The organism is Hymenobacter tibetensis, from assembly GCF_022827545.1.
GTDB lineage: Bacteria > Bacteroidota > Bacteroidia > Cytophagales > Hymenobacteraceae > Hymenobacter > Hymenobacter tibetensis.
The window spans coordinates 156,683-183,589 of the sequence record NZ_CP094669.1 but is presented as its reverse complement, the minus strand read 5'-3'; the positions used below and the strand labels follow the sequence as shown (position 1 = coordinate 183,589).

24 protein-coding genes are annotated in these 26,907 nt (G+C 57.1%); 12 read left to right on the top strand and 12 right to left on the bottom strand.

Going from position 1 to position 26,907, the window contains the following annotated elements; all coding sequences use genetic code 11:
• Positions 1-585: 585 nt before the first annotated feature.
• The 3 genes from MTX78_RS00700 to MTX78_RS00690 form a co-directional block, all read right to left on the bottom strand.
• The gene (locus tag MTX78_RS00700) at positions 586-1,584 is read right to left on the bottom strand and encodes a transglutaminase-like domain-containing protein (protein WP_243798989.1); all 999 of its coding nucleotides are present in this window, start codon (positions 1,582-1,584) and stop codon (positions 586-588) included.
• 112 nt (positions 1,585-1,696) lie between these two features.
• Positions 1,697-2,428: a LytR/AlgR family response regulator transcription factor gene (locus MTX78_RS00695; protein ID WP_243798987.1), complete on the bottom strand. Its 732-nt coding sequence runs from the start codon at positions 2,426-2,428 to the stop codon at positions 1,697-1,699.
• A gap of 12 nt (positions 2,429-2,440) precedes the next feature.
• Positions 2,441-3,496 (bottom strand): sensor histidine kinase, encoded by a 1,056-nt coding sequence (locus tag MTX78_RS00690; RefSeq protein ID WP_243798985.1) that lies wholly within the window; start codon positions 3,494-3,496, stop codon positions 2,441-2,443.
• A gap of 271 nt (positions 3,497-3,767) precedes the next feature.
• Here MTX78_RS00690 and MTX78_RS00685 point away from each other — a divergent pair, with 271 nt between their 5' ends.
• From MTX78_RS00685 to MTX78_RS00670, 4 genes are all read left to right on the top strand, one after another.
• Positions 3,768-4,676, top strand: coding sequence for a DUF5694 domain-containing protein (locus tag MTX78_RS00685; protein WP_243798983.1), 909 nt, complete (start codon positions 3,768-3,770; stop codon positions 4,674-4,676).
• Positions 4,677-4,728: 52 nt separating this feature from the next.
• A complete protein-coding gene (locus MTX78_RS00680) occupies positions 4,729-5,424 on the top strand; it encodes a hypothetical protein (protein WP_243798982.1) in 696 nt (231 codons plus the stop codon).
• A gap of 115 nt (positions 5,425-5,539) precedes the next feature.
• Entirely contained in the window at positions 5,540-6,748 is a 1,209-nt protein-coding gene (locus MTX78_RS00675; RefSeq protein WP_243798980.1) for a homogentisate 1,2-dioxygenase, read from the top strand.
• A 120-nt stretch (positions 6,749-6,868) separates the two neighbouring features.
• A complete protein-coding gene (locus tag MTX78_RS00670) occupies positions 6,869-7,396 on the top strand; it encodes a hypothetical protein (protein WP_243798978.1) in 528 nt (175 codons plus the stop codon).
• A 104-nt stretch (positions 7,397-7,500) separates the two neighbouring features.
• Here the strand turns inward: MTX78_RS00670 and MTX78_RS00665 are convergent, their stop codons facing one another.
• The 4 genes from MTX78_RS00665 to MTX78_RS00650 all read right to left on the bottom strand — a co-directional run bounded on the left by MTX78_RS00665 (position 7,501) and on the right by MTX78_RS00650 (position 11,436).
• The gene (locus tag MTX78_RS00665) at positions 7,501-9,060 is read right to left on the bottom strand and encodes a hydroxymethylglutaryl-CoA reductase (RefSeq protein ID WP_243798976.1); all 1,560 of its coding nucleotides are present in this window, start codon (positions 9,058-9,060) and stop codon (positions 7,501-7,503) included.
• A gap of 106 nt (positions 9,061-9,166) precedes the next feature.
• Positions 9,167-9,706: an energy transducer TonB gene (locus MTX78_RS00660; protein ID WP_243798975.1), complete on the bottom strand. Its 540-nt coding sequence runs from the start codon at positions 9,704-9,706 to the stop codon at positions 9,167-9,169.
• Position 9,707: 1 nt separating this feature from the next.
• Entirely contained in the window at positions 9,708-10,376 is a 669-nt protein-coding gene (locus MTX78_RS00655) for an energy transducer TonB (RefSeq protein ID WP_243798973.1), read from the bottom strand.
• Positions 10,377-10,593: 217 nt separating this feature from the next.
• Positions 10,594-11,436 (bottom strand): WG repeat-containing protein, encoded by an 843-nt coding sequence (locus MTX78_RS00650; protein WP_243798972.1) that lies wholly within the window; start codon positions 11,434-11,436, stop codon positions 10,594-10,596.
• Positions 11,437-11,628: 192 nt separating this feature from the next.
• Between MTX78_RS00650 and MTX78_RS00645 the strand changes: the two genes are divergently transcribed.
• Together MTX78_RS00645 and MTX78_RS00640 are read left to right on the top strand one after the other, a co-directional pair.
• On the top strand, positions 11,629-12,444 hold the full coding sequence (locus tag MTX78_RS00645) for a phytanoyl-CoA dioxygenase family protein (RefSeq protein ID WP_243798970.1): 816 nt from the start codon (positions 11,629-11,631) through the stop codon (positions 12,442-12,444).
• A 64-nt stretch (positions 12,445-12,508) separates the two neighbouring features.
• Entirely contained in the window at positions 12,509-13,294 is a 786-nt protein-coding gene (locus tag MTX78_RS00640; protein WP_243798968.1) for an SDR family NAD(P)-dependent oxidoreductase, read from the top strand.
• A gap of 89 nt (positions 13,295-13,383) precedes the next feature.
• Here MTX78_RS00640 and MTX78_RS00635 read toward each other — a convergent pair whose 3' ends face one another.
• On the bottom strand, positions 13,384-14,040 hold the full coding sequence (locus tag MTX78_RS00635; RefSeq protein ID WP_243798967.1) for a phosphatase PAP2-related protein: 657 nt from the start codon (positions 14,038-14,040) through the stop codon (positions 13,384-13,386).
• Between the two features lie 201 nt (positions 14,041-14,241).
• On the opposite strand from MTX78_RS00635, the gene MTX78_RS00630 reads away from it, so the two are divergent.
• The 3 genes from MTX78_RS00630 (at position 14,242) to MTX78_RS00620 (ending at position 18,174) form a co-directional block, all read left to right on the top strand.
• A complete protein-coding gene (locus MTX78_RS00630; protein ID WP_243798965.1) occupies positions 14,242-15,546 on the top strand; it encodes an amidohydrolase in 1,305 nt (434 codons plus the stop codon).
• A 350-nt stretch (positions 15,547-15,896) separates the two neighbouring features.
• Positions 15,897-17,210 (top strand): amidohydrolase, encoded by a 1,314-nt coding sequence (locus tag MTX78_RS00625; protein ID WP_243798963.1) that lies wholly within the window; start codon positions 15,897-15,899, stop codon positions 17,208-17,210.
• A gap of 88 nt (positions 17,211-17,298) precedes the next feature.
• Positions 17,299-18,174 carry an ATP-grasp domain-containing protein gene (locus MTX78_RS00620; RefSeq protein WP_243798961.1) on the top strand — a complete coding sequence of 292 codons (876 nt, stop codon included), beginning with the start codon at positions 17,299-17,301 and terminating at the stop codon, positions 18,172-18,174.
• Positions 18,175-18,311: 137 nt separating this feature from the next.
• Here MTX78_RS00620 and MTX78_RS00615 read toward each other — a convergent pair whose 3' ends face one another.
• Entirely contained in the window at positions 18,312-19,100 is a 789-nt protein-coding gene (locus tag MTX78_RS00615) for an SDR family oxidoreductase (protein ID WP_243798960.1), read from the bottom strand.
• A gap of 257 nt (positions 19,101-19,357) precedes the next feature.
• On the opposite strand from MTX78_RS00615, the gene MTX78_RS00610 reads away from it, so the two are divergent.
• A complete protein-coding gene (locus tag MTX78_RS00610; protein WP_243798958.1) occupies positions 19,358-21,814 on the top strand; it encodes a M4 family metallopeptidase in 2,457 nt (818 codons plus the stop codon).
• 173 nt (positions 21,815-21,987) lie between these two features.
• Here MTX78_RS00610 and MTX78_RS00605 read toward each other — a convergent pair whose 3' ends face one another.
• On the bottom strand, positions 21,988-22,725 hold the full coding sequence (locus MTX78_RS00605; RefSeq protein WP_243798956.1) for a hypothetical protein: 738 nt from the start codon (positions 22,723-22,725) through the stop codon (positions 21,988-21,990).
• A gap of 97 nt (positions 22,726-22,822) precedes the next feature.
• Positions 22,823-23,542, bottom strand: a complete 720-nt coding sequence (locus MTX78_RS00600; RefSeq protein WP_243798954.1) for a tetratricopeptide repeat protein — start codon at positions 23,540-23,542, stop codon at positions 22,823-22,825.
• A 454-nt stretch (positions 23,543-23,996) separates the two neighbouring features.
• Between MTX78_RS00600 and MTX78_RS00595 the strand changes: the two genes are divergently transcribed.
• Positions 23,997-24,878, top strand: a complete 882-nt coding sequence (locus tag MTX78_RS00595) for an alpha/beta hydrolase (protein WP_243798952.1) — start codon at positions 23,997-23,999, stop codon at positions 24,876-24,878.
• Between the two features lie 69 nt (positions 24,879-24,947).
• On the opposite strand, the gene MTX78_RS00590 is transcribed toward MTX78_RS00595, so the two are convergent.
• Complete coding sequence (locus MTX78_RS00590) at positions 24,948-25,445, bottom strand: methylated-DNA--[protein]-cysteine S-methyltransferase (protein ID WP_243798950.1); 498 nt, start codon at positions 25,443-25,445, stop codon at positions 24,948-24,950.
• A gap of 364 nt (positions 25,446-25,809) precedes the next feature.
• Between MTX78_RS00590 and MTX78_RS00585 the strand changes: the two genes are divergently transcribed.
• A complete protein-coding gene (locus MTX78_RS00585; RefSeq protein ID WP_243798948.1) occupies positions 25,810-26,856 on the top strand; it encodes a glycosyltransferase family 2 protein in 1,047 nt (348 codons plus the stop codon).
• Positions 26,857-26,907 lie beyond the last annotated feature (51 nt).

The following is a 26,907-nucleotide window of genomic DNA, read 5'->3' as shown; positions in this document are numbered from 1 at the left end:
TTTAGTAGGCAGAGAGCAGGCACCGCATGAGAGAAACAAGCGGCGAGTCAAAGGGACATGCCCTCGACAGTCGGTAATGATATAAATAATTTATCACCATTCGTTTATATTTTTTCGAAGAATGTGATGAAAAGGTATAGAAGCTAGCCGAGACTGGAGCCGTTTTGCGGCACAGACAGCAAGCTGCTGCCCTGCCCAAGCACGCTACACTGCCCCCATACGCTCTGGCAAGCGCTTCCTAGCTGCCTGTTTACTAGGCACTTTCGCTGACGACCCGCAAACAACCTACTTCCAATTGAGAAGATGGGCGTGAGAAACCAGACAGGAGGAGCGGCGCTATTGCCCGCATGCATAAAACGTTTAAGCAACTCCCACAGTCGCTATACTACTGCCGCTTATATTCTTTGACCTCTATATGCAAAGGCCCCGCACAAAGCGCCCGGGCCCCCGGGTGGTCGACTACCGGTAGTCGACCACCCGGGGGCCCGGGCGCTTTGTGCGGGGCACCTTCGGATGCAACACCCCTATAACACTGTTCTGCTTTAGGAAAGTGCAAGCCCTGATGCGGTGCTTGCGGCAGCTGCTCTACTGCGTTTTATCCTGATACCGAAATTGTCCACTTACACCCTCAAGCGGTTTGCCGTCGGCTTCGGCGTAGGGATAGACAAAGTAGTTGAGCGGCGCGCCTTTCTGTTGCGGGCTCAGCACCAAGTCGCGGCCCCGGGTAAGCTCCACGCGGTTCTCGTCGTGGGCGCCAAAGAAGTAGGTGCGGCGCGACGGGTCTTTGGCTGCTTCCGACGCATCGACAGGTACCCAGCCGGTTTGTTTGGTGTAGAACTCGGCCCAGCAGTGGTAGCCTTTGATTTCGCCGGCGCCGCGCTCGGCCGGCAGCGGAAACCCGATGCTGAAGCGGGCGGGAATACCAAGGGCGCGGCAGTAGCCGATGAACACCGCGTGGAAGTCGGTGCAGTTGCCACGGCGGGCGTCGCAGGCGTAATAGATGTCGCCGCGGCCCCAGCCCTGGCCGGTTTTGTCGTACGTAACGGTGCTCACCACGTGCTCATACACGGCACGCGCTTTCTCTAAGTCGGTTTTGGCTTTGGCCTTGGTTACCACTTCCTGCGCCCACCCTTTGATTTTGGGGTCGAGGGGCACGAGGCGGTCTGGTGCCAGCCAGCGCGCCATGTTCGGGTCATTGGCTTCGGTGGCTCCTGCTTTCTTGGTGGCCGCATTCGTCAAAAACGGGTTCTGATGCTCGCGCCGGGTGGCCTGGAACTGCATATCCACGGTGAGGCCCGCAGCCTGCGCAGCGGGCACCTTCAGATGCAGCACTTTATTGCCGTAGGCAGCATTGTCAATCGTGTAAGGTGCTTTTGTACTGATTTTCAGCTGCTGAATATCCTGCGAGGCATCAGGATGCGGAATAGGCAGCCAAAGTTCCACCGAATCGGCACCGGCGGGCACGGCGGGAATAGTAGCCCTGTAGTCGAAGGTGAACGTACGGGTTTTGGGCACCGAGGCAGGACCGGCTGCAACAAGAAGCGCCAAACTAACGGGCAGTAAAAAACGAGGTATAGCAACCATAGCACAGAAGGAAAGCAGCTCTGACCGATCAATACGGAACGGCACCGGCGCTGCAAAGATAACGCATTGACGAGGGCGTTGTTTGCCACGCTTTACTTTACCTCCGTGAGGGTTAGGTTGCCTCCCGGTCCCGAATCAGCCGGAAGAAGGCGTCGCGGTAGGTTTCGCCCACCGGAATCTGGTCTTGGGCAATATGAATCATGTTGCCTTCCACCATCCGGACTTTATCGAGCGACACGATGTAGGACTTGTGCACCCGCAGAAAAGGCGGCTGGGGTAACTGCGTTTCCAACTCGCGCAAGGTTTGATAGGTGACAATCCGCTGGCCAGTTGCGAAAATAGAGACGTAGTTCTTCAGGCCCTGGATGTAGAGAATATCCGTGAAATCGAGCCGAAGAAACTTGTTTTTGGTTTCGCCCTTCACAAACATATAGTTTGGTGCTGCACTTGGCGGCGCCGGGGAAGCAGACACCGCGGCTGTGGCGGGGGGCGCCAGCAAAGCATAGGCTTTGTGAGCAGCGCGCAAAAACCGGTCGAAGGCAATGGGTTTGAGCAAGTAGTCCACCACATCGTGGTTGAAGCCTTCGAGGGCGTGCTCGGGGTAGGCAGTGGTAAGGATAACCTTGCATTTGTTGCCGCACAGCTTGAGAAATTGCAAACCAGTCAGCTCGGGCATCTGAATATCCAGAAACACCACGTCGGCGCGCCCCTCCTGCACCCAGAGCAGCGCTTCAATGGGCTTGGTGGTGGTGCCTACCAGATCCAGAAAAGGCACTTTCTCGATGTAGGCCGCCAAGATGCGGGTCGCGTAGGCTTCATCGTCAACAGCAATACAGCGAAGCACAGGCCAAAGGAATTAGTGAAGAGAATACAGCTCCAACCGGGTGTAATGCACGGCCGCTTCCTGCTGCACAACCAACTGGTGCTTGCCAGGATACAGCAACTCCAGCCGCCGCCGGATATTGCCCAGGCCGATGCCGGTGGTAGCGTCTTTCTGGTGCTGGCTGATGTGGTTGCGCACTTCAAAAGTAAGCCCTGGGGTAGTAGCGGGCAGCGTCAGGCGGATTTCCATTGGCTGACTGGCTTCATCTAACACCCCGTGCTTTAGTGCGTTTTCCACGAACGGAATCAGCAGCAAGGCGGCCACCCGCTGCCCGTTGGCGCGGCCGTCGCACTGGAAATCAACAAAGAAGTTGCCCTCGAAGCGCAGCCGGTAGATAGCAAGGTAATGATGCAGGTAGTCCACTTCTTTCTGTAGCTCCACTTTGCCATCGGGGCTCTCGTGCAGCATGTAGCGCATCAGCTCCGACAGTTTGAGGATGGCTTCAGCCAGCGGTTCCGACACGGGGTAAGCTAGCGAGTAGATGTAGTTGAGCGTGTTGTAGAGAAAGTGCGGGTTGATTTGGGTGCGTAAGAAGGCCAACTCAGCCTGCATTTTTTCTTGCTCCAGCACTTGCAGCCGAAGGTGGTTTTCACGCGCTTTTTCGCGCAGGAAGGCGTCCTTCACGCCCCAAACGGCAGCGGCAGCTACCATCATGGGCGGGAGGTAATAGGCATTGTCGAGAAGGTAGTAGGTGAGCGTGGTGCCCGGCGTGTAATTACGAAAACCGAAGAATAGCGGCAGCATCACTTCTTCGAGCAGGTAGCGCGTAGCCGCAAAAACCACTGGTGCTCCTAGCAGACCTAGCACGAGCACCTGCCAGTGCCCCTTCCGCATGCCTTGCGAGAAAACCAGCAAATAACAATAGTAGAACAAGCTGATGGAGCTAAGCAGAAAAGTGACCTGCAGCAGCAGTGACCGTTGTAGCGCAGCACCCGTTTCGGTGGTATCGCGCAGAATCCACCACAGGTCGTAGCCGATGATAAGCAACCAGCCCAGAACCTGGTAGAAAAAAATACGGGTGCGGTTCATGCTTTGAAGGTAGCAGGACGCTCTTGTTTGCACGAGACTATTATCTGAACGCCCCCGGTGGCCGGACCAACGCCGCCGCAGAGAGCCCCTACCCTATTGGCCTTGCAGTAGCGGGTTGGTCCGGCGTATGGATGGGTTGGGATAATAAAATTGAGGGACGCGCCGGGGGCTAGCTCTTTTGCTGCATCAACGGCAAGCAGTACCCTTTTCAGTATTGCTGCTCGTGGCGCTGGCCGCTGGTCAGCACGTACCCTTCCCTACTTCATTACCCATGAAAACTCTTTCCCTTCTCGTAGCACTGCTTTCCACCACGCTGCTGGGTGGCACTTGCCCGGCTTGGGCTCAAGCAAGTGTTGCTGCGCCGCCCGCCACCAAAATCAAGGTGTATCTGCTGGGCACGTTTCATTTCAACGGCTCGACCACGGACGTCGTGAAAGGGAGCAAGTCGGATATGCAGACGCCTACCAGACAGCAGGAATTAGAGGACCTGGCCAACAAGCTCACCAAAACCAAAGCCGACAAGGTATTTGTGGAATGGAAGCAAAATCGCCAGTCGTACGTGGACAGCACGTATGCGCTCTACCGCCAAAACCAGTTCAAGCTTGGCAACAATGAAGTGTTTCAGGTGGGGTACCGGCTGGCGGCCAAGCTGAACCGCTCCCGCGTGTACTGTGCTGATGCCGAGGGCGTATTCGATTATGGCGCGGCTATGGAGTACGCCAAAGAGCACAACCAAGCCGACATCCTGAAAAACGATGGAAAGAGCACAGAGGCTCCCTCGGCCCCAGACAGCATTGGCCGCCTGATTACGGCTCGGTACCATGCCATCTACGGGCCGGAGCATCCCGCCCCGAAAGGACCGAAAAAGCCACTGACCATCACCGACATTATCATCTCCAACAACACACCCGCGGCTGAGCGCAGCAACATGGACTGGTATCTACTCACGGGGGCCCGCGTGGGTGGCGGCACCAATTACGTGGGGGCCGACCTGGCCGGTGAGTTCTACAAGCGCAACATGCGCATCTACACTAATATGCTGCGGGCCGTTGATTTTCAGAAAGACCGGTCTATCATTCTCATCATCGGGGCTGGCCACGTCTCTTTTCTGAAAGAGCAGCTGCTGCATAACTCTTTGCTTGAAGTGCAGGAGGTGTTGCCACTTCTGAAAGCGAAATAGAAACGCTGCCTTCTTTTTCGGGCCACTCCATTTTGTTTACTGCTTCCGCTTTATGAAACTCACGCTTACCTGGTCTTCACTGCTGGCCTTCGTCGCCTTGCTGTTCTTCCTGGGCGAAGCGCACGAACTAGTGCACACGGGCTTGGGCCGGCTGCTGTGCGGCGGCTGGGGGCAGCGCGACTTCAACGTGTGGACCCTGTGCGACACGTGCGCGGTGGGCCGCCCCTGGAACTTGGCCGCAACTTTCGCCGGACCGATTTTCACGTTTGCGGTGGGGTGGTGGGGCTACTTTCTGCTTGATTCGCGCAACCACGCATCCAAACAGGCGGTGGGGTTTGCGCTGGTGTTTGCCACCCTACCCTTTGCGCGGATACTGGGCGCCCTGATGGGTGGCAACGACGAGGTGTATGCCTTAAGCAAGCTCCTGCCCTACGCGGTGGCTTGGCCCCTGGGCGCGGTGCTGGTGCTGCTGGCTACCGTACCGCCGCTGGTTCGGGCGTACACTGTGCTCTTGTCGCCGAGGCGGATTTGGATGTGGCTGGCCTTCTTCCTGCTCCCTACGGTGGTGGTATTTGTAGTGGTGCTAGGGGCCTTGAACTCGTTGCTAGCTAGTGGGTTTCTGGCAACGTATTGGATTTTGGGTTCCCCAATACTAGTCACGGCCTGGACGCTAACTGTGACCCTGGTGCTGGGGCTGACGTACCGACACTTATTCGAACTGGGCCAGCCGGTAGTGGTGGCCCGTTGATGGACTGCTGGCAGCGGCAACAACGGGGCGCGGGACGAGCTTACTCCCTTAAACCTTCTTACCTTCACGTTCCGAGCTTTCTGCCCATTCCCCCACCCCATCCCACCCTGTTCGTATGGCTTATTACCACCGCCTCGGCCAGATTCCGCGCAAGCGCCACACCCAGTTTCGCCAGCCCGATGGCACCTTGTACTCCGAGCAACTCGTGGGTACGCTGGGTTTTCACGGTGTCTCGTCGTTGCTCTACCACCGGCATCCGCCCACCGATATTCGGAACGTAGGCGTGCCCGAGCCTTATAGCCCGAAGCTGCTCAAAGACCGGCCCTTGCAGCCCAGCCACCTCCGCACCCTGGCCCAAACCACCACCGGTGGCGACTACCTGGCCGCCCGCCAAACCCTGCTCGGCAACGCCGACGTGACGCTCAGCATCTGCAACCCTACGGAGCGGCGCATGAGCTACTACTACAAAAACGCGCTGGCCGACGAAGTGATTTTCGTGCACGAAGGCCGGGGCGAGCTGTGGAGCCAGATGGGCAAAGTGGCGTTCGAGCCCGGCGACTATGTGGTCATCCCACGCACCATCATCCACCAGCTGCACTTCGAGGAGGGTCCGGTTCGACTGCTGATCATCGAGTCGTTCAGTGCGGTGGAAACCTGCCGGCGCTACCGCAACCACTTCGGACAACTGCTGGAACACTCGCCGTATTGCGAACGGGACATTCGGCCCCCAAGCGAGCTGGTAGTGGATGATGCGCAGGAGTCGGGCGAGTACCTACTCAAAATCAAGAAAGAAGGCCAACTGCACCACCTCACTTACGCCCATTCGCCCTTCGATGTGGTGGGCTGGGACGGGTACTTCTACCCCTACGCCACCAGCATCCACGACTTCGAGCCGATAACGGGCCGTTTGCATCAGCCACCGCCCGTGCACCAGCATTTCGAGGGCCACAACTTCGTGATTTGCTCGTTTGTGCCGCGCCTCTTCGACTATCACCCGCTCAGCATTCCGGCGCCCTATAACCACTCCAACGTGGATTCCGACGAGGTGCTGTACTACGTGGCCGGCAACTTCATGTCGCGCAAGGGCGTGGATTTGGCCTCGTTTACGTGGCACCCCAGCGGCATTCCGCACGGGCCCCACCCTGGGACCGTGGAAGCCAGCCTCGGCAAAAAGGAAACCCACGAGTTAGCCGTCATGGTGGACACGTTCCGGCCGCTTTACCTCACCGAAGCCGCCCTACCGTACGTGGACCCACGCTACCCAATGAGCTGGCAGCCGGGCTTCGTGCCCGATGCGCCGAAACCCGCCGACATGATGGATTAGTAATTGAACAACATCTAGTTGCACGCCTTCCTGAACTTGTTTGGGAAGGCGTTTTATTTCACCTTCCGGTGAATCTAGCCATCATTTCTCGCCGTATTTTCAAGGCAAAATTCAACTGCCATGAAAAAAATACTGCTGCTATTTCCCCTTGTCTTGCTGCTAGCGGCCATGGGGTGCAAGAAGATTGATAAGCTTCTCACCTTCAACATCGAAGACTCCCAGAACATCAAAGTATCGGGTGGCTTCCCGTTGGGGCAGATAGTACCTCTTACGCCGCTTAGCGTCCCTACCAAATCAGAGGAGAAGTTCAGCAACGAGGGTACCAGTGCCAACTTGGTCAAGAAAGTAACCCTGAACCAACTCACCCTCACCATCACCAACCCGAACAACGAAAACTTCGACTTCCTAGAGCTTATCAAAATCTACATCAGCACTGATGGCAACGACAAGATTTTGCTGGCTTCGCTGGACCCGGTGCCGACCGGTGTCAAAACTATTACGCTGAATCCAACCAACGCCGTGCTCGACAAGTACATCAAGGCCAAAAGCTACACGCTCACCACAGAGGCCAAAATCAGAAAGCCTATTTCCAGCGACATCACCCTGCGCTGCGACACCCGCTTTCAAGTCACGGCTGATCCGCTGTAATCAACGCTTGCTTGCAGACAAAAGCCCCATCCAAACCAACTTGGATGGGGCTTTTGTCTGTCCTTGCTTTCCGCATAAAGCATGAAAGGTTGGGTAAAGGACGCTTAGCGGTTTCGGCCGTACTGCTCGTGGCTGCTTACCCAGTCGGAAGAGGAAATGGCCGAGCCCAGGCTGAGCTCACCGGCCAGCACCACGCCGGCCACTATCTCCGCAAACTTATTGACCGTGCCACGCCCCACGCAGCCCAACATCCGCAAACACTCGTTCTGCGTGGCCAGCCCGGTACCCCCACCGTGCGTAGCTACAATCAGTGAGGGAATGGTGATGCTCAAATACAGGTCGCCTTCCTTGGTAACTTCGGAATACAGCACGCCAGCCGACGATTCCGACACGTTGGCCACGTCCTGGCCGGTGGCAATGAACATGGCCGTGATACCATTCGCGGAGTGCGCCCCGTTGTTGTTGGCTCCCGACAGAAAGGCGCCTACGTTGCTTACTTGCCCGTGGTAGGCTAGCTGCTCGGGCGTCACGCGCATGCGCTGTTGCAGCACTTCGCGCTTGATAACGGCCTCGGCCACCACGCGTTTGCCGCGGGTGCGCATCACGTTGATTTGAGAGGCTTTCTTGTCGGTAGCGAAGTTGGATTCGAGGTAGAAGTGGCGGACGGGGGCCTCCTTGTAATGCTCCAGAATCCAGGAGCAGGCCGCGAAGGTGGCACGGCCTACCATGTTCTGGCCTGCCGCGTCGCCGGTGCTGTAGTTGAAACGCAGGTAGGCGAACTTGTTGGCTAAGTACGTATCAATGTATTGCAGTTTGGCGACGCTAGAGGTGCTTTCTGCCTCCGGCCGAATCTGGTCGATGGTTTCGGCCACCCACCGCCCGAAGTCCCGAGCACCGCGGGCATCATCGAACACAAACACCGGGGCCCGCTGCATGGCGTCGCCGATGACAGTGCACTTTACGCCGCCGCACAGGTTAAGCACCTGAATACCCCGGTTGTAGCTGGCTACCAGCGTCCCTTCGGTGGTGGCCATCGGAATCAGGAAGTCGCCTTGGGCAACTTCCCCGTTCACGCGCAACGGACCGGCCAGCCCTATCGGAATTTGCGCCACACCCGTGAAATGCTCGCAGTTGCCTCGCAGCGTGTGGGCATCAAAGGAGTAGTGCTTGAGGTGCTTGAACTCCTGCCCCGAAAACTCCTCGGCGAAGCGCTGCCGGGCCTGAATGGCGTCGTCGGAATAGTCGTCTTGGTCTTGGCGCGGAATGCGGGTGCGGTTGTCAGCGCTTTGCATAATGGCATCTTCCACTTCCACGTGCAAGTCACCGAAGGGGTCGGCCGCAAACTGCACGCGTATGGGATGGACGCCCTCGGGCAAAGCAGTAGCCGTCAGGTGAAAGGTGATGCTGTGCCCTACTGGGAATTCCAGGCCACCCGGTGTGCGGCTCAGCGCGTCGCGCACGGGCCTGATGTCACCGTCGCCGAGGTCCAAGGCAATGTTGTCGGGCGCCACGCGCTGGTCGCCTATCTGCACGTAATCCAGCCGGGTGAAGCGGACGGTATCGAGGCGGTTCTTGATGCTGAAGGCCACGCCATTAGGCGTGTTGTGCAGGCTACCGCGCGTGTAGAGCAGCTTCAGCATCATGGGGCTAGGCGTGAAGATCATAGGAACCGGAACGAAGGTGGGAGTAGGACGATGCGGGCAGTAAAGTCGGAATTTTTCGGGGAATAGCAGACTGTACAAAGAACCACGGCCACTCCATTTCATGAATTCAGCGGTGACGCCTGCTTTGCAACTCTTCTACAGGTTCTTTGCTGAAAATGATTGGAATAGTATAGGGCACGCTCACCGGATGGCCGTTTGTCTGAGCCGGTGTAAACTGATAGTCAAGCAGCTGCACTACTCGCAAGGCTTCGGCATCCATTGCCGGATGTAGCCATCTTACAACCTTGGTATCCCGGATGCTACCACTCTTATCGATAACGAAGCTAACGTAAACCTTGCCGCTTTCCTGTGGTGCTTCCGGTGGCCAGCTTAGGTTTTGCTGAATGAATCTCGTCAAACCTTCCCAACCGCCAGACTTCTTATCAATACCTCTATAAATAGGCATCTGCTCAACAAATATCCATCCGACCTTTAGTTCTTGTAAACCGGTTAGGTCCGGATTGCTTAATGTGTCCTGTATGTGAGAAACTGGCACATCGACGGCAAGATTTTCTGGAGTAGATGCTAGCTTTTCAGACTGCGCCCACACTCCTCCGCTCCCCAAGCACAGCCCAGATACCAGTATAAAGAGGAGTAATTGGAACACATCAATCGCGCTTAAAGGTGACAGGAATAGTGTAGCTCACATCTACAGGTTTGTTGTTCTGCTTGCCTGGCTCAAATTGTCCATCCAGTAGTTGCACTACCCGCAGCGCCTCCGCATCCAGTAGTGGGTGAATGCCTTTCAGCACTTTCGCGTTGCGCACCTGTCCTGTTTTGTCGATGACGAAGCCGATAAATACTTTTCCCTCTGCGTCAAGCATTTCGCTACCAGCTGGCCAGCGCACATTCTTTTGCACAAATTTCATTACCCCTTCAGATCCACCATTCTTATAAACAGGCATCTGTTCTGCTCCTCCAAATACGACATGTGGTGTTGCTTGCGCAGCTACTTTCGTTGCCTTTTGCACCTGCGCCCACGCTTCACCACTCGTCAGCCCTAACCCGCACACTAGCACCAGCGCTACCAAAAACCGCCGCAGCTTCGGGCGCAGTTGCGGCTGGGGCGCGAGTTGACTTGGGCGAAACCGGCCGCAGACCCGGCCATCCGGGGAAGTTTGAAAGGCTGCGTCCAGGTCAGCTTGCGTGCTTGCAGTGAAATCCAGGACCGTCCGGTCGCAGTGGGCACAGTGGCGGCCTTGTTCGGTAGGTGTCATCTGCTGCCAGTCTTCGTGGCAGGCATTCAGGCGGACGTTGAGGATAGGCAGGGGCAGCATAGCGGCTTATCTAGCAGGGCTTGAATATAACGTGCAACGCATAGCGAACAGGAATCTTGCGCTGCTCCTTTCAGGCAGTACGAACAGGTAGCTAGACGTGGGTTCTAGCTTAGAAACCACCCAGCAGGCTGAGCTTATCGAAGCATTTCTACTGCTTCGGCAAGCTCAGCTTGCCGGTCGGCTTACGACCCGTTCACGCCCTATTTTGCAGCCAGTCCTACTCCTCGAAATACTCTTTGCCACGGCTGTCGATATAGCCAATTTTGCCATCGGGAGTGGTTACGCGAGCCACTTCTTCGATGAAGGGCTCGGCGGCAGCGTATGCAACAGGGGTAAGCAGGCGGCCCTCGGTGCTCACATAGCCAAAGCGGCCAGCCTGCTCTACTATAGGATACGCAAAGCCGTTGGCGCTTGTGGCCTGGATGGCATCGTATTCCAGCGGCAGCGTGCGCTTGCCTTCGGCATTCAGTACGCCCCATTTTGCGCCTTGGCGGACTAGTAGCAGGCCGTCGTGGTGCAGGTCCCGGATTTCGTCGTATTCGGCGAGCACTACAGTAGTGGAGCCCACCGTGAAGCGGAACCCCACTTTGCCCTGGCGGCGCATTAGGTCGCCTTGCTCCAGGTAGTCGGTCTCTGGTTCGGGGTCAGGGGGCGTGCTCAAGCGTTGGCCGCTGGAGTTGATGTCGAAGGTTTCTCCGCTTAGCTCGACGGTAGCACGGCCTTGCTGGAAGTTGCTGGCGCGGCTGAATTGCACGGGTGTAATAGAGTTGCCGCCCGCATCAATGTAGCCATACAATAGGCCTTGGCGCACCCAGGCTACCTCGTTTACAAACGGTCCGGCCTCGTTGTAGAGTAGGGGCAGCACTACCCGGCGCGTACGGTCGGCGTAGCCCCAGCGGCTGCCGCGGCGAAAAGGCACCAAGGGGCCCTTGGTGGTTTGGGCCAGTGCCGCGCCCTCGCTCAGCAGCACTAGCACGCATAGCGCCAAGCGAAGCCGCTGCCAGAAGGAAAATAAAAACAACCGAAAACCAGGCATTTCAACGAAGGTACGCAAGCCCATAAAACCTCCAGGCGGTTGGCGGGTTGGTTCACACGTTCTTCATCTAACCGCCCGCAGATTGGCCGCGCAATGGTCGGCTCATGGTAGAGCATCATTTCTTGTTACCCTAACTTTACGTCGGGCACGACACCGTGAGTTTTGCTCCCGTATCTTTGTGCCCGCAGGCGTCTTTGCCCGTCGCCTCCGCTCCCTATGTCTTCACTACATACTTATCCGCGCTTCACCCTGGGCTCCACGCTTACGGCTGAACAACTGGCGTTCTTTCAACAATATGGTTTTCTGCATTTTAGAGCTTTTGCCGATCTAAGCACCGTGCACCGGCTCCTGCGTGCTACCGAGCAGGTCCAGCGACAGTGGCTGACCGATGAAGTGCAGAAAGTGAACGGCGTGCCCATCAAATACGGCAAGGACGTTGATGGCTCCCCGATAGTACAGCGCTTCGCTTTTGCCAACCACTACAGCCCCGAACTCCGCGAATTTTTGGAAGAGCCGCGTTTCCAAGCGCTATTTCCGTTGCTGGAAGCCCCCGGCGGCCGGGTTGGCATCAACGAGAAAGATGGCCTCGTTATCAACCACTACGTGAACGTAACCGGCAGCGAGTTTTCGCAGATGGGGTGGCACACGGATTCGCTGCGCGACGTGTTTTATGGCAAGCGCATTGGCCCGATGCTCAACGTTGGGTTCCACCTCGATGGTACGCCTGCTACCAATGGGGGCCTGCGCCTGATACCGGGTACGCACCGCCAGCCGCTGCGCGAGATGCTGTTTCGCAAGAAATATTACAAGGACGTCAGCTCCGACCCCAACGAAATTGCGGTGGAAACGGAAGCCGGCGACCTGACCGTGCACGACGGCCGCATGTGGCACCGGGTAGCCCAGTCGCCGCTGGTAGGCGAAGCATCGCGCCGCCGCGTCATGTACGTGCCCATCTTGGCGGGTAAGTATCAACCCAAGACCGAGAACAGCCCGACCCCCTTCTATTTGCGGTTTCTACACCTAGTGAAATAGCACGCGGACGCCCAAGTAGAACCTCCGTTCTGTCTGGGCGTCCGCCCCAACCCACAACGCCCCTATGCCTACTGCTCTCATCACCGGCGCGTCGCGCGGTATTGGCCGGGCTTTCGCCACCGAGCTGGCGCGCCGCCGCTACGACCTGCTGTTGGTTGCCCGCTCCGCCGACCAGTTGGAACTGGTAGCTACCGAACTGCGCACTCAACACGGCATCAGCGCCCATAGCCTTGCCTGCGACCTGGCGGAGCAAGGCGCAGCCCAGCGGGTAGCGGACTGGGTGCGTACTCAAACGCCGGAGCTAACCATCTTGGTGAACAACGCGGGCTATGGGCTGTGGGGCCGCTTCGAGGAGCTCACACTAGTAGAGCAGCAGAACATGTTGCAGCTCAACATGCACTTGCCAGTGGCCCTCACGCACCTGCTGTTGCCTACGCTGCGCCAGCAGCCCAAGGCTTACATCCTGAATGTAGCCAGCACTGCTGCGTACCAGGCGGTGCCTACTCTTACGCTTTACGCGGCCAGTAAGTCGTTCTTGCTCAGCTTCTCGCGTGGTTTGCGCTACGAGCTGCGTGATTCTGTGGTGTCGGTTAGCTGCCTCAGCCCCGGTGCTACCACCACCGATTTCGCCGACCGGGCCGGCATGAGTGCGGGCCTACAGGAAACCGCCAACAAGGTATCTATGACGCCCGCGCAAGTGGCGCAAGCCGGTATTGCGGCGCTGCTAGCCGGGGAAGCGGAAATTATTCCGGGTGCCTTGAACAAGATTTCCTCGAAGCTCACAGGCTTGGTTCCCAAAGCCCTGACCGAGAAAATTGCCGCTGGCATCTACGAGAAGTATCTGAAGTAGAGTAAAGTACGCCGACTATAAACCGGCGGGCGGCGCTGCTACGTATTGCGCGGCACCCACCAACGTTAAGCGTTGTCTTCTTCCGTTTGCTATTGGGTACCTGCCTGCCCGAACCGGCCGGCTACCCAATAGCAAACGGAAGCAAAAAAAGGCGCGGCTACTACATCATAGGTGTAGTGCACATGCTGCACCAGCACCAGCAACCCCACCGCCGCTGCCGCTGCCAGCAACCACTGCCGCCGACGGCCCGGCCCCACTCCTAGGGCGAGCAGCACTACGGTAGCGGTGTGGCCGGAAAAGAACAAGTCTTTGGTGATGGGCCCGGCCGCAACGTAGATGAACGTATCAATGATTGGGTCGCGGAGAGGGAGCAGGCCGATGGGCGGCTCCAGGGGCAGTAGGGCCAGCAGGGCTACGCGACAAACCTGCATCAACCAGTAAGCGGCCAATAAGCGCAGCAGCAAATACGGGCGCGGCAGCACGTAATGCAGGGTAGCCCCTACGCTCAGGTAGATGATGATGAAAATGGGCCACGACACATCCTGCACGGGCAGCAAGGCCAGCAACGGGTCGGGCAGATGAGCGCCCGGCCGCGCCTGCACCCATGCGAAAAACGGCGGCAGGTTGGCCACGAGCACCAGCAACAGCCCCAGCGTAAGCAGCAGCCGATACCGGAAAGCTGACTGCTGCCAGGCAACAGACCACGTACGGGGCAGAGAATCGGGGGCGGCAACCAGACGAGGCATAGGGCAAACAAACGAACAACTACAGCCACAAAAGTAGCTCCCGTGAGCCTATTCTTACATTGTGCTTCTTGCCCGGGTGGCTGCTGAATACCCGACGCGCATAGTGGCCTGCTATAGAGCGTCCACCACCGGAAACCGGGCGCCGTGCTGGTAGCCTTCAACAGCACGCCGTATCTTTTGCGGCTACTTTCCTCGTTTTACATGAAGCACACGTTCCTTTTCACTTCTTTCGCCGCCACGCTCACCTTGTCGGCCACGGCGCAAAATACCGCCCTCAATGCCCGCATAGCCAAGCTAGCCACCGCTCAGGAAAGCAAGCTTATTGCCTGCCGCCGCGACCTGCACGAGCACCCTGAACTTGGCAACCAAGAAACCCGCACCGCCGGCATTGTGGCCGAGCAATTGAAAAAACTAGGGCTGGAAGTGCAAACCGGCGTAGCTCGCACCGGCGTGGTTGGCATCCTGAAAGGCGGCAAGCCCGGACCGGTGGTAGCCTTGCGAGCCGATATGGATGGTTTACCGGTGACGGAAACCGCCAATCTGTCTTTCGCCTCGAAAGCCAAAACCACCTACAACGGCCAGGAAGTGGGTGTGATGCACGCCTGCGGCCACGACACCCACGTGGCCATGCTGCTAAGCGCTGCCGCCGTGCTGAGTGAGGTAAAGAAGGACCTGCCGGGCACAGTGAAGTTCATCTTTCAGCCGGCCGAAGAAGGCTCCTTGCCCGGCGTGACGGGCGGCGCCAAGCTCATGGTGCAGGAAGGCGTCCTCGACAACCCTAAAGTGGACGCCATCTTTGGCTTGCACATCAACGCCCAAACCGAAGTAGGCACGCTCAAGTACCGTCCCGAAGGCACCATGGCCGCCGCCGACGTATTCACCATTAAAGTGAAAGGCAAATCGGCGCACGGGGCCTACCCTTGGTTGGCAGTGGACCCAGTCGTGACGGCCGCGCAGATTGTAACAGGCCTGCAAACCATTATCAGCCGCCAAACCGAACTAACGGAAGACGCGGCCGTGCTGACCGTGGGCATGATTCATGGCGGGGTGCGCAACAACATCATCCCCGACCAGGTGGAACTGACCGGCACCATTCGCACCCTCGACAAAGACATGCAGCAGCAAATCTGGGCGGCCATTCGCCGAACAGCCACCAACATTGCGGAAAGCGTCGGTGCCACTGCCGAAGTGGACATCGTCAACTATGCACCCATCACCTACAACGACCCGCGCCTGACCGAGCGGATGCTGCCTACCCTGCAACGGGTGGCGGGGCCGTCTCACGTGGTACTGCAAAAAGCGGTGACCGGGGCCGAGGACTTCGCGTATTTCCAGGAGAAGGTACCCGGCCTGTTTGTGTTCGTGGGCGGCATGCCAAAAGGCAAGAACCCAGCCGAAACAGCGCCGCACCATACGCCCGGCTTTTTTGTGGATGAGAGTGGCCTCACCCTGGGCGTCCAAACCATTGCCACCCTGGCCGCCGATTATCTTGGCTCGAAGAAATAGAAAGCCTGCTGGTAGTCGCCACCCAAAGCGTACAGAAAGCCCACACTAATAGCCCGTGTCCTTCCGACGCAGGAGGAATCTGGGTTCGGTTGTTCGATGATCTTACTCAGATTCCTTCTGCGTCGGAAGGACACGGTCTGGTTGTAAGCAGGAGTGCGGGCGGACTACTGCATATCAGCTGAAATAGAAGAGCGGGCACCTGCGAACATTCCCTGTTTTCACGGTGGCTACCACCGCCTCAACGGCTCAGGTGGCGGGTGCGCACGGCGTGATATATCAGCACATACTGTTTGCTACGTGGCGCTTGGCACTATCTTTCAACGTATTCGCCCGCTTATCACTTCTTCTCTATGAAACGCTTTTCGTTGCTGACTTGCCTTGGTGCCTCCTTAACGCTGCCTGCTGCCGCCCAAAACGCTACGCTTAACGCCCGCATTGCCCAGCTTGCGCAGGATAAGGAGGCCAAGGTAATTGCCTGGCGGCGCGACTTTCACCAGCACCCCGAGCTAGGCAACGAAGAAACCCGAACCGCGGGTATTGTGGCGGCCCACCTGCGTAAGTTGGGATTCGAGGTGAAAACCGGCGTAGCCCGCACCGGCGTGGTCGGCATCTTGAAAGGCGGCAAACCGGGGCCCGTGGTAGCACTGCGCGCCGACATGGACGCACTGCCCGTAACTGAAGCGCCTGGCCTGGCCTTTGCGTCCACGGTGAAGAGCACCTACCTGGGCCAGCCGGTGGGCGTGATGCACGCCTGCGGCCACGACTCGCACACCGCCATGCTAATGGGTGCAGCCGAGGTGCTGAGTGAGGTGAAGAACGACTTGCCAGGTACAGTCAAATTTATCTTTCAGCCGGCCGAGGAAGGCTCCTTGCCCGGCGTGGAAGGGGGCGCCAAGCTTATGGTGAAAGAAGGCGTGCTAGAAAACCCGAAAGTAGACGCTGTGTTCGGGGTGCACGTGTGGGCCCAGAACGAAGTCGGGACGCTTACTTACCGGCCGGGGGGTGAAATGGCCAGTTCCGACCGATTTACCATTAAAGTGATAGGCAAAGGCGCGCACGGCGCCGCCCCCTGGAACAGCGTGGACCCCGTGGTGACAGCCGCCCAAATTATCCTGGGTTTGCAAACCATCGTCAGCCGGCAAGTGAACCTCACCGACGACGCGGCTGTGGTGACCGTGGGCACGCTGAAAGGCGGCACCCGCTACAACGTGATTCCGGCCGATGTGGAGCTGAGCGGTACCATCCGCGCCCTCGACGAAACCACCCAGAAGCAACTGTGGGCGGCCATCCGCCGCACGGCTAAGGGCATTGCCGAAAGCGCCGGCGCCACGGCCGAAGTCAGCATCGAGCCCTACGTACCCGTCACGTTTAACAGCTTGCCCCTGACTGCCCAGATGCTCCCTACCCTGCAGACTGTGGCTGGCGGCGCAACCAATGTGCAGGAAATCAAAGCCAAAACTGGGGCCGAGGATTTCTCTTTCTTCGCCAATAAAGTGCCGGGCTTGTTCGTGTTTGTGGGTGGCATGAGCAAGGGCGCCAACCCAGCCAACACCGCCGACCACCACACCGCTGGCTTCAAGCTCGATGAAAGCGGCTTCACATTGGGTGTGAAGACCTTAGCCACGCTGGCCGCCGACTACCTGAGCATGAAAAAGCAGCAGTAACCCCACCCTCTGGTGGGTATTGAAGCCGGGTTATGTGTCCGCACTGCCAGAATCTGCGTAATTCGCGGAAAAATCAGTGGAACCTATAATGAATATAGCCCTCGTCACTTGCGAAAGCCTGGCCCAGTATGCGGCCCCCAACATCGACGACGAAGATAGCCTACTAACCCGCCACCTGCGGGCGCAGGGCCACCACGTAGAGCCGCGCATCTGGAGCAACCCCGCCGTGGACTGGCACGCCTACGACGTGGTGCTGCTGAAGTCGCCGTGGGATTATTTCGACCGGGTGCAGGAGTTCTACGCTTGGCTGGACCGGATGGAGGGCGAAGGGATTCGCATGCTTAACCCTGTATCGACGGTACGTTGGAATGCCGATAAGCAGTATTTGCTGGACATGGAGCGGCAAGGCGTGCGCATTGTGCCTACGCACTGGCTTCCGTGCGGCACGCAGTTCCAGGCCCAAGTTGTATTTGCGGCCCTGGGCACAGACCGGCTGGTGGTGAAACCGGCCGTGAGCGGCGGCGCTAAAAATACGTTCGACCTGAACCTGGCCGAAGCAGAGCGCCGCAGTGCCGAGCTGACCGAACTGTTGCGGGAAGAAGACTTTCTGGCGCAGCCTTTTTTGCCTCAGATTCAAACGGAGGGAGAATGGTCGCTCGTTTATCTGGGCGGAGAGTACAGCCACTGCGTGCTCAAAACGCCGAAGTCGGGTGACTTCCGCGTGCAGCACTACCTCGGCGGCGGCATCGAGCCCCGCGAAGCCCCTGCCCACCTGCGGCGCACCGCCGACGACATTGTGCAGCGGTTTGCGGCTGACTGCCTGTATGCTCGCGTAGATGGTGTAGACGCCAACGGTGAACTGTTGCTGATGGAGTTGGAGCTCATCGAGCCGTTCCTGTACCTAGACACCGCAGAAGGCTCATTTGCTCGTTACGAAACCAAGCTCAAGGCTTCTGTGAAGTAGCCAGAAAGACATTTTTAAACCTTGTTTAACGACGAGCGGCTTGCCAGTGGCAAGCCGCTCGTCGTTAGAGAGTACAGGTGCAAGTCAGAAAAAGCAGCGGGTTCCTATAAGTCAGCCGCTTTGTAAGCGCCTTACTACTAGAAGCCGTTCACCTCGAAGCCACCGTCCACGCTCAAGCATTGGCCGGTGATGTAACTGGCCGCAGGCAGGCACAAGAAAGCAACCGCCGCGGCTACCTCTTCGGATTTGCCCACGCGGCCCATGGGAGTACGATCAACGACTTGCTGCAGATACTCGGGGTTGCGGAGGACGGTAGCGGCCAGGGGCGTTTGGATGTACCAGGGCGCCACGGCATTCACTCGGATTCCTGCCGAAGCCCACTCCACGGCCAAGTTGCGGCTGAGCTGAATAAGGGCGGCTTTGGTCATGCCATAGATGGAACCGGTCCGTACGTGCACCAGCCCCGCCACCGACGACACGTTGATGATGCTGGCTTTGCCAGCGGCTTGCAGCTGCGGATATGCCCCCTGGCACAGCCCAAAGGCCGACTCTAGATTGGTAGCCAACAAATACTGATACTCGGTGGCCGAATAGTCGGTGGTGGGCTTGCGGATGTTGGTGCCCACATTGTTGACGAGGATATGCAGCGCGGGGCCAAGTTGAGCGGTTTTGGCTAGCACTTGCTGGCGGCCCGCTTCCTGGCTCACGTCGGCTGCTACGGCGTGCGCATCGAGGCCGGCGGCGCGCCATTCCGCCACCTGGGCTTCCAGTTCGGGGGCTTGCCGGGCTACTGCTACCACTGTGGCACCGAAGGCCAGCAGCTCGGCTGCTATGGCGGCGCCTATTCCTTTGGATGCCCCCGTCACGACGGCGAGTTGGCCGGACAGGCTCCAGCGTTGTTGCAATGAAGGATGAAGTTGAGGCATGTGAGTTGGTGAGAGGAAGGTGTAAAACTATGGCTTTTCATGAAGGACGGTATGCTCTCTTAGTGGGTATAACGAGCCTGAATAAAACTTTGGCAAGAATCGCTATAACTAATATTATTGATATATTTTAAATTATATACTCATATGATAACGATAATTTTAATAAAAGACCCTGTTCATTATAAATAAAGTAAATTGACAGCCCACCGAATCAAAATAAGGTGGCTACATCCCCATCCTCCTTCCAACCAACCACTATGACCAAACATTACTCTGTAGCAGCACTGTTACTGCTTGGTGCGCTTCCAACCGCATACGCGCAGGAAGCCACTCGCGCTGCCCAAAAATTTCTGGCCGAAGACGGCACCCCCGCCTTGGTACAGTTCCGCCCCGAGTCGTCGGCTTACACGCTGAGCCAAGCCCGGCAGGCTCTAATAGAGCAGCTCCAGCTCAAGAGCGACGACCAGATGCAGCAGGCCCGCACCGAAACCGATAACCTGGGTTTCGTGCACGAGAAGTACAACCAGTTCTACAAAGGCATCAAAGTAGAGCACGCCGCGTACACCCTGCATGCCAAGCAAGGCAAAGTGGAAAGCATGAGCGGCCAAGTGGAGCGCATCAGCGGACTAAGCGTGACTCCTTCAATGGATGCTGCTGCCGCCCTACAGCGGGCCTTGGCCTTCGTGGGCGCCACCCGCTACATGTGGCAAGATGCCGCCGAAGAAGCTGGCCTCAAGCAGCAGGAAAACAACCCCAGCGCCACGTACCGCCCGCAGGGTGAGTTGGTGATTGTGCGCAACGAGCGGAGCACCAATCCGCTGCGCCACAGCAAGCCTACCCTGGCCTGGAAGTTTGATGTATATGCACAGGCGCCGGTAAGCCGGGCCTACATCTACGTAGACGCGCATTCGGGTGAGGTGGTGTTGCAGGACGCTATTATCAAACATGCCGCAGCTACCGGCACTCTTGCTACCAAGTACGCGGGCAGCCAAACCAGCGCCACGGAAAGCATCAATGGCAGCTTCCGCCTCCGGGAGCTAACCCGCGGCTCGGGTATTGAAACCTACAACTGCAAAAAAGGCAACAGCTACACCAGCGCCGTCGACTTCACGGATGCCGACAACAGCTGGACCGAGTACGCCAACGCCAACTTCGATAACGCCGCCTTGGACGCGCATTGGGGCGCCCAGACCGTGTACGACTACTGGAAAAACGTGCACGCCCGCAATTCCTACAACAATGCCGGCGCCAAAATCAGAAGCTACATCCACTTCGATGATACGCCCGGCGACGGCCGCGGCTACGAAAACGCCTACTGGAACGGCTCGGTTATGACCTACGGCGACGGCGACACCCGCTTCGACCCGCTGACTTCGCTGGACGTGTGCGCCCACGAAATTGGTCATGCCGTGTGCTCTAGCACCGCCAACCTCACGTATTCCAACGAGTCGGGGGCCCTCAACGAAGGCTTCTCCGACATTTGGGGCGCCGCCGTGGAGTATTACAAAGCCCCAACCAAGGCTACTTGGCTGATTGGCGAAGACATCGACAAAGTGCGGCCTTCGCTCCGCTCGATGAGCAACCCCAACGCGGAAGGGCAACCCGATACCTACAAAGGCACCAGCTGGTACAGCGGCACCGGCGACAACGGCGGCGTGCACACCAACAGCGGCGTGCTCAACCACTGGTTCTACATTCTGAGCGTTGGCAAAACGGGCACCAACGACATCGGCAGCGCCTACAGCGTAACGGGCATCGGCATTGAGGCCGCCGCTAAAATTGCCTACCGCACGGAAAGTGTGTACCTGACGGCTTCCTCGAACTACGCGGCTGCCCGCACATATTCTATTCAGGCGGCTACCGACCTCTATGGGGCAGCTTCTACCCAAGTAACGGCCGTTACCAACGCGTGGTACGCGGTGGGCGTAGGCGCAGCCGCCGGTGGTGCCACGCCACCGCCTACTGCGGGAGCGTATTGCACCAGCAAAGGCACGGACGTACGCTACGAATGGATTGACCTGGTACGCCTCGGCAGCATCAGCCGCACCTCCATTGCTGATGGTGGCTACTATGATGGCACGGCCCTCAATACCACCTTAACCGCTGGCGCCGCCCAAACCATCAGCTTCTCGGCAGGCTTTGCTTCCACGGCGTACACCGAGTACTGGAAGATCTTCATCGACTACAACCAAGACGGCGACTTCACCGACAGCGGCGAAACTGTAGTGAACGGGAGCAGCAGCAGTGCCGCCACGCTTAGTAGCAACTTCACGGTGCCTGCCTCGGCCAAAAACGGTGTCACCCGCCTGCGCATCCTGCTGAGCGATGCCTCCTCAACTACCAGCTGTGGCTCCTATGGCTACGGGGAAACCGAAGACTACAGCATCACCATTTCGGGTGGCGCCGCCATTGCCGACAACGGCTTGGTTGGCGGTGGAAGCATGGGCCTCACTCCTTTGGGCGCTACCACGGCCCAGAGCACCACACAGCGCTTGGAGTTGTACCCGAATCCCGCTACCGACTTGCTGCGCATTGCCATGCCCGGCAACGCGAAGGTGGTATCCGTAAGCGTGACGGATATCCGGGGTGTGCGGGTGGCAGCCAGCCAGCTCGAAGACAACCAACTGAACGTGGGCGCCTTAGCGAAAGGCATTTATACGCTCACCGTTTCTGATGGGCAGAAAGTATTCCACCAGCGGTTCGCGAAGCAATAAGCGTGGATGCGTTGCTGTAAAGCCGCGGCTACTTAACGTACTCAACAAAAAGGCCCGTCGTTGGACGGGCCTTTTTGTTGTTCTGGCTTTTGTCTGAGCGGTGTAGTCCGCCCAGGAGGCTTTACTTGTTGCTGCTGGCTTCATTTCTATGCAGGTCAGCAGCACCGCTCCTTCTAACGGCCCCAGGGTGCGTATTCCAGCTTTAACTCCGCGACGCCATAGCCATCGTCTTGATTGGGGTTGGCGCGCTGGCTGATATCGTCTAGGTGGTCGGTGGTGGTGAAGTAGTAGGCAGCTTCAATGGTAGCGTTGAGCTTGGGGCTCAGGCGCAGCACCACTCCCAACCCAACAGGAGCCACAAACGTGGGAGCCGGGTAGTCGTAGCGTTCTGGCTCCAGGAACACGGTGCGGTCAGTAGCACGCTCGGTGCCGCGGTATGCCTGCGGGTTGAACAGCATAAACCCAAAGCCCGCTTTCAAGTACGGCTTAACCAGCGCCGCTCCTGCTTTGGGGCTGGCAAATTCGCTTTCATCCCGCAATAGCTCGTAGCGCAGAAACCCCACTCCACTTGCGTTCCGTCCTCGGAAAGCCAGGCCGCGCTCAGGCAATTGGTCTTTGGCGCCAAGCTGAAAATAGCTTGCTTCGGCGCCCAACACCCAATGCGGCCGCACCAAGTACAGCACCCCTAAGCTGAAGCTCCCGCCCGGAAAGTTTTCGGAGAGGCTACTGGTTAGGTCGCCGCTGTAGAACGCCACGCCCCCACCGGCCGTAAAGCGCACCGGCCCCCGGTAGTAGGCCCGCGCCTGCCCATTGTAGTGGCGGCGCCGGCGCTCTGGGCCTTCTTGAGCGGTAGCGGAATGCGCCAGCAGGAGGCTGGTCGCGAGAGAAGAAATCAGCAGAAAATGCTTCACGCAGTAAGGTTAAGGGAACAAGCCAATCCGCTGGCTACGCAGAGTAGCTGGCCCCGGTTGGCAAAATGAGCAGGATCAGCACCGAAGCAGTCCTACCCTACTTGAATTTGCCCTGTGGATCAGGCATTTTAGCCATCAACTCACTCAAAAAAGCGAAGTCAACGCTGTTTATGCTCAGGTTGCCGCCTTTGTGTGTGGCATCCCAAGCCTCGGCGTACTTCTCTTGAAAGTAGAAAGAACGGGCCAGTTGCTGCCAGGCTACCGCGTTGTTAGGGTCGGCGGCTACGGCCCGCTGTAAGTAGTCGTGGCCGGTGGTCAGGTCCTTCTTCTTTTTGCTTTGCTCGTACCGAATCATATAGCTGCTGCCCAAGTCGCTGAGGATGAGCGCATCGTTGGGAGCCAGTGCCAGCCCCTGCCCCAGCAACTCAATCGACTCGTCGGGAGTGGGGTTGCGGCTGGCTATGACGCCCAGGCCGCGGTACGCATCGGTGTTTTTGGGGTCGAGCAGCCAAGCCAAGTTGAACCGATAGATGGCCGTATCTGCTTTGCCTTCGGTCAGGTACTCGTAGCCTTTGGTGGCAAAAAAGCGGCTGGCTTCCGTTTTCGACGTGAAGCTTCGCTCCACATCGGCCAGGAAAGCGGCTCCTACTAAAGCTTGGGCCTGCGTTTGCGAGATGCCACCAAACAGAGGCTGCAAGCGGTTGGCGGCGGTAACAGCGGCCTCGCCCTTGGCTTTAACTTTGGTTTTGCGTTGAGCTTCTGCTGGCTGCGCTAGCAAGGCAAATAGCCCGAGGGCTACATAAAGTGGGTATTTCATGTGAGTTAGCAGGTACGAAAGAGCAGGTTGTCGGCCAACAGGAAAGCGGCCGATACAGGTTCTACAAATATAACGTCCCGAATGCCGTCATCGTGTGTAGCCCCCGTACAACACCATAAAGCCTACCCGAGGCAACTAGGGCACCCCCCAAGCCAAGGACACTAGCGACGATTAGAATTGCTCTGCCGAAAACAAGGCGTGCATAAGCAGGACACATTTTCTGGCTACTACCCAACTCCCCAATCGTTGGGGCAGATGAGCGGTGTCAGCTTGCTGCACGTATGGCTGGTTACTCGCATGGCAGCACACAGCACCTACTGAAAGCAGAACGAACGGGTAGCCACAAGCCCCTGATTTAGTGGCTGCAACCTAGCACCTATCATCCAACTACCACGGCAGTGCGTACGTGCAGACTGCCGCCGATTTCCAGCGGGCTGTTTCTTTGTCTGATCGTATGTTGTTTTCTCGCCGCTGGTTGCTTGCGCCAGCTTTGTTGATAGTTCCGTTGCTGCTGCTGGTAGCCAATGAATATGCCACTGCCCGCCCAAGCCGCCGCACGCAGGATGTGGCGTACGTGCCTTCCACCGATCCAACCTTCGATGCCGAGCGGCACCTGCTTGATGTGTATGCTCCCCGCAAGAAATCTACAACGCCGTACCCGGTGGTGGTTTTCATCCATGGGGGCAGTTGGAACAGCGGCAACAAAAACTTCTACTCCTTTATTGGACGCCGACTAGCCAAGCAAGGCGTGGTGGCGGTAGTTATCAACTATCGGCTTTCGCCCAAAGTGGAAGTGCCGGCCATGGCTGACGACTGCGCCCGTGCGGTGGTTTGGACCACCCAACACATCCAGGAATACGGCGGCGACCCACAACGGCTGTTCCTGATGGGACACTCGGCGGGCGCAGGCCTCGCCGCGCTGCTCGCCGCCGACAACCGCCTCTTGGCGCGGCGCGGCCTCGCCACCAACCCCGTCCGGGGCACTCTCCTCGACGACCCCGCCGGCCTGGATATGCTTGACTACCTCACCAAACTCGAGTACCCCGACGACGCGCAATACTTGATTCCGTACGGCAAGCAGCCCGAAGTATGGAAAGACGTTTCCGCATTGTATCATGTAACGGCTGCAACGGCGCCTTTCATTGTCTTCATTGGAGGCGAAACCTATCCTTCCATCCGCAACAGCAGCCGTAAGTTTCAGCAGAAGCTCACAAGCCTTGGCCGCCCGCCACAGTTCACAGTGCTGCCCGGCAAGAAGCACGCCCCCATGGTTTTGCAGCTGTACTGGAAAGACAACGTGATTTACCAGGAACTGCTGAAGATGGTAAATGGGTAGATAGTCTCACTTGGCCATGAGCTGGCGTAAGTGGCAACCCACCAACCACAGCCTCACCCCTTCCCTATACTACCACAAACTGCCCTGAGCAACTGGCCGCTCGAAATCCAAGAGCCATTTTTTGCGCCATAAGCCCCCGGCGTAGCCCGTTAGCTGTCCATTAGCGCCAATAATGCGGTGACAAGGCCACACCAGCCCTAAAGGGTTCTGGCCGTTTGCCGCACCAACAGCCCGCACGGCCCCAGGGTTACCTAGTTGCCGGGCCACATCCGAATAAGATGCTGTCCGACCAAATTCCACGGCGGACAACGCTGCCCACACTCGCCGCTGAAAATCCGTGCCTTGCGCCACATTGTAGCGCAAAGTAAAGGCGCGCAAGTCGCGCCCGAAGTACGCACCTACTTGGCGGTAGGCTTCGCGCAAGCATTCTGGCACTGCCGTAGGCGCTGTTTCCGGCAGGGCCTGGTCCAAAAACTGCACGGATGTGAGGCCGGCATCGGTGCCACAAAGGTCCACTGTGCCCAACGGCGAGGCTAGGTAAGCATGGGCAGTGGTAAGCAGAGCCATTAGGAAGACAAAAAAAAGGTGATGAAGGCGAAGATAAGTGCGCGGAACAAGTGAACAATGGGCTACTCCATGGGTGCTTTTACCAGTGGCTTCACCTCCTACGGCACCAGCGTTATGATCCTTATGTAAGCTAGGCATGACTACCTATCTGAGCATTGCTATTCATCAAACCTGTGTGCAAGAGCTGAACCCTACCATCACCCGGCGCCGGAGCCAACGACTGCCCCTATTCGCCGCAAAGGCTAATTATGGGTACGCAGCACCCCCAGCAGTTCCACCGCCCGATTTGGGAGGTCCTCGTTTATGACTTAGCTTTGATCAGCCTTGAACACGTAAAATCACGTGTTTTTAACACACAGTACTTATGGCAAGCGAAACTGCACCGGCATTCTCAATTATAGTTCCTGTATATAACGGAGAGCATGTAATCGAAAACTGCATAAAAAGCGTGTTAGGTCAAAGCTATACTTTATACGAGCTTATTATTATTGATGATGGCAGCAAAGATAAAACGCACGAGGTATGCCAGAAATACTATAGCATAGACAGCCGAATTAAATATCATAAACAAGAAAATGCAGGCGTTTCAGCCGCCAGAAACAACGCCATCAAGATGGCGCAAAATGAGTACATCTTATTTGTAGATGCTGACGACTATTTATTGCCTGATTTTGTGCAGAGCTTCAATAAGCTGATAGTTGAAAAGAAGGTAGATACCACAACGTTTGTCTTTCAGGATTTCATTGCTGATCTAAAATACAAGAATGGCACCACTGACTCGTTTAATTGGTGCAAATTCTCCTACGGAAAATATAGCTTAGAGGAAGCACTCAATAAACTAACGGATATGAATTGGCTGGAATGGGGTGTTCCATTCGCAAAGCTTTACCGTTCTTCTATTATTAAAAACAACACTATTACCTTCAACGAAAAAGTTTCTTTCCGAGAAGATGCTATGTTTATGATAGAATATCTTAAACACATAGATACTATAATTTTTGACCCAACCGCTAATTATCATTATGCTATAGATTACACCAAATCGTCTCTATCAAATAGCACTGCAAGTTTTGAAAGTGAAATCATATTTTTTGAATTCACAAAACAAATAGCTGCCTTATACAGCAAGAAATTCAAGCTCACCCAAGGCGCTCAAAACGTTTTGTACAAGCTTGCCTATGAGTCTCTGTTTAGAAGCATCAACAGCTGTATGTATAAATACAAAGTGCCGATGCCGAAGCATAAGAGAATTGAAAATCTTCGGTCCGTTTCAACTACAGAGAATATCGACTACTTATTTCGGTCAGGAGTGGTCAACAGTAAAATGAAACAGGTTGCTGTTTCTTTACTGAAAAACAAACTATACCAAGTGTATGACACACTAAACAAAGTGCGTTTCAACTTGACCTAGCTAGCCTCAACACTACATTATAGTATACAAAGCACCAGGCCAGGCGGAGAC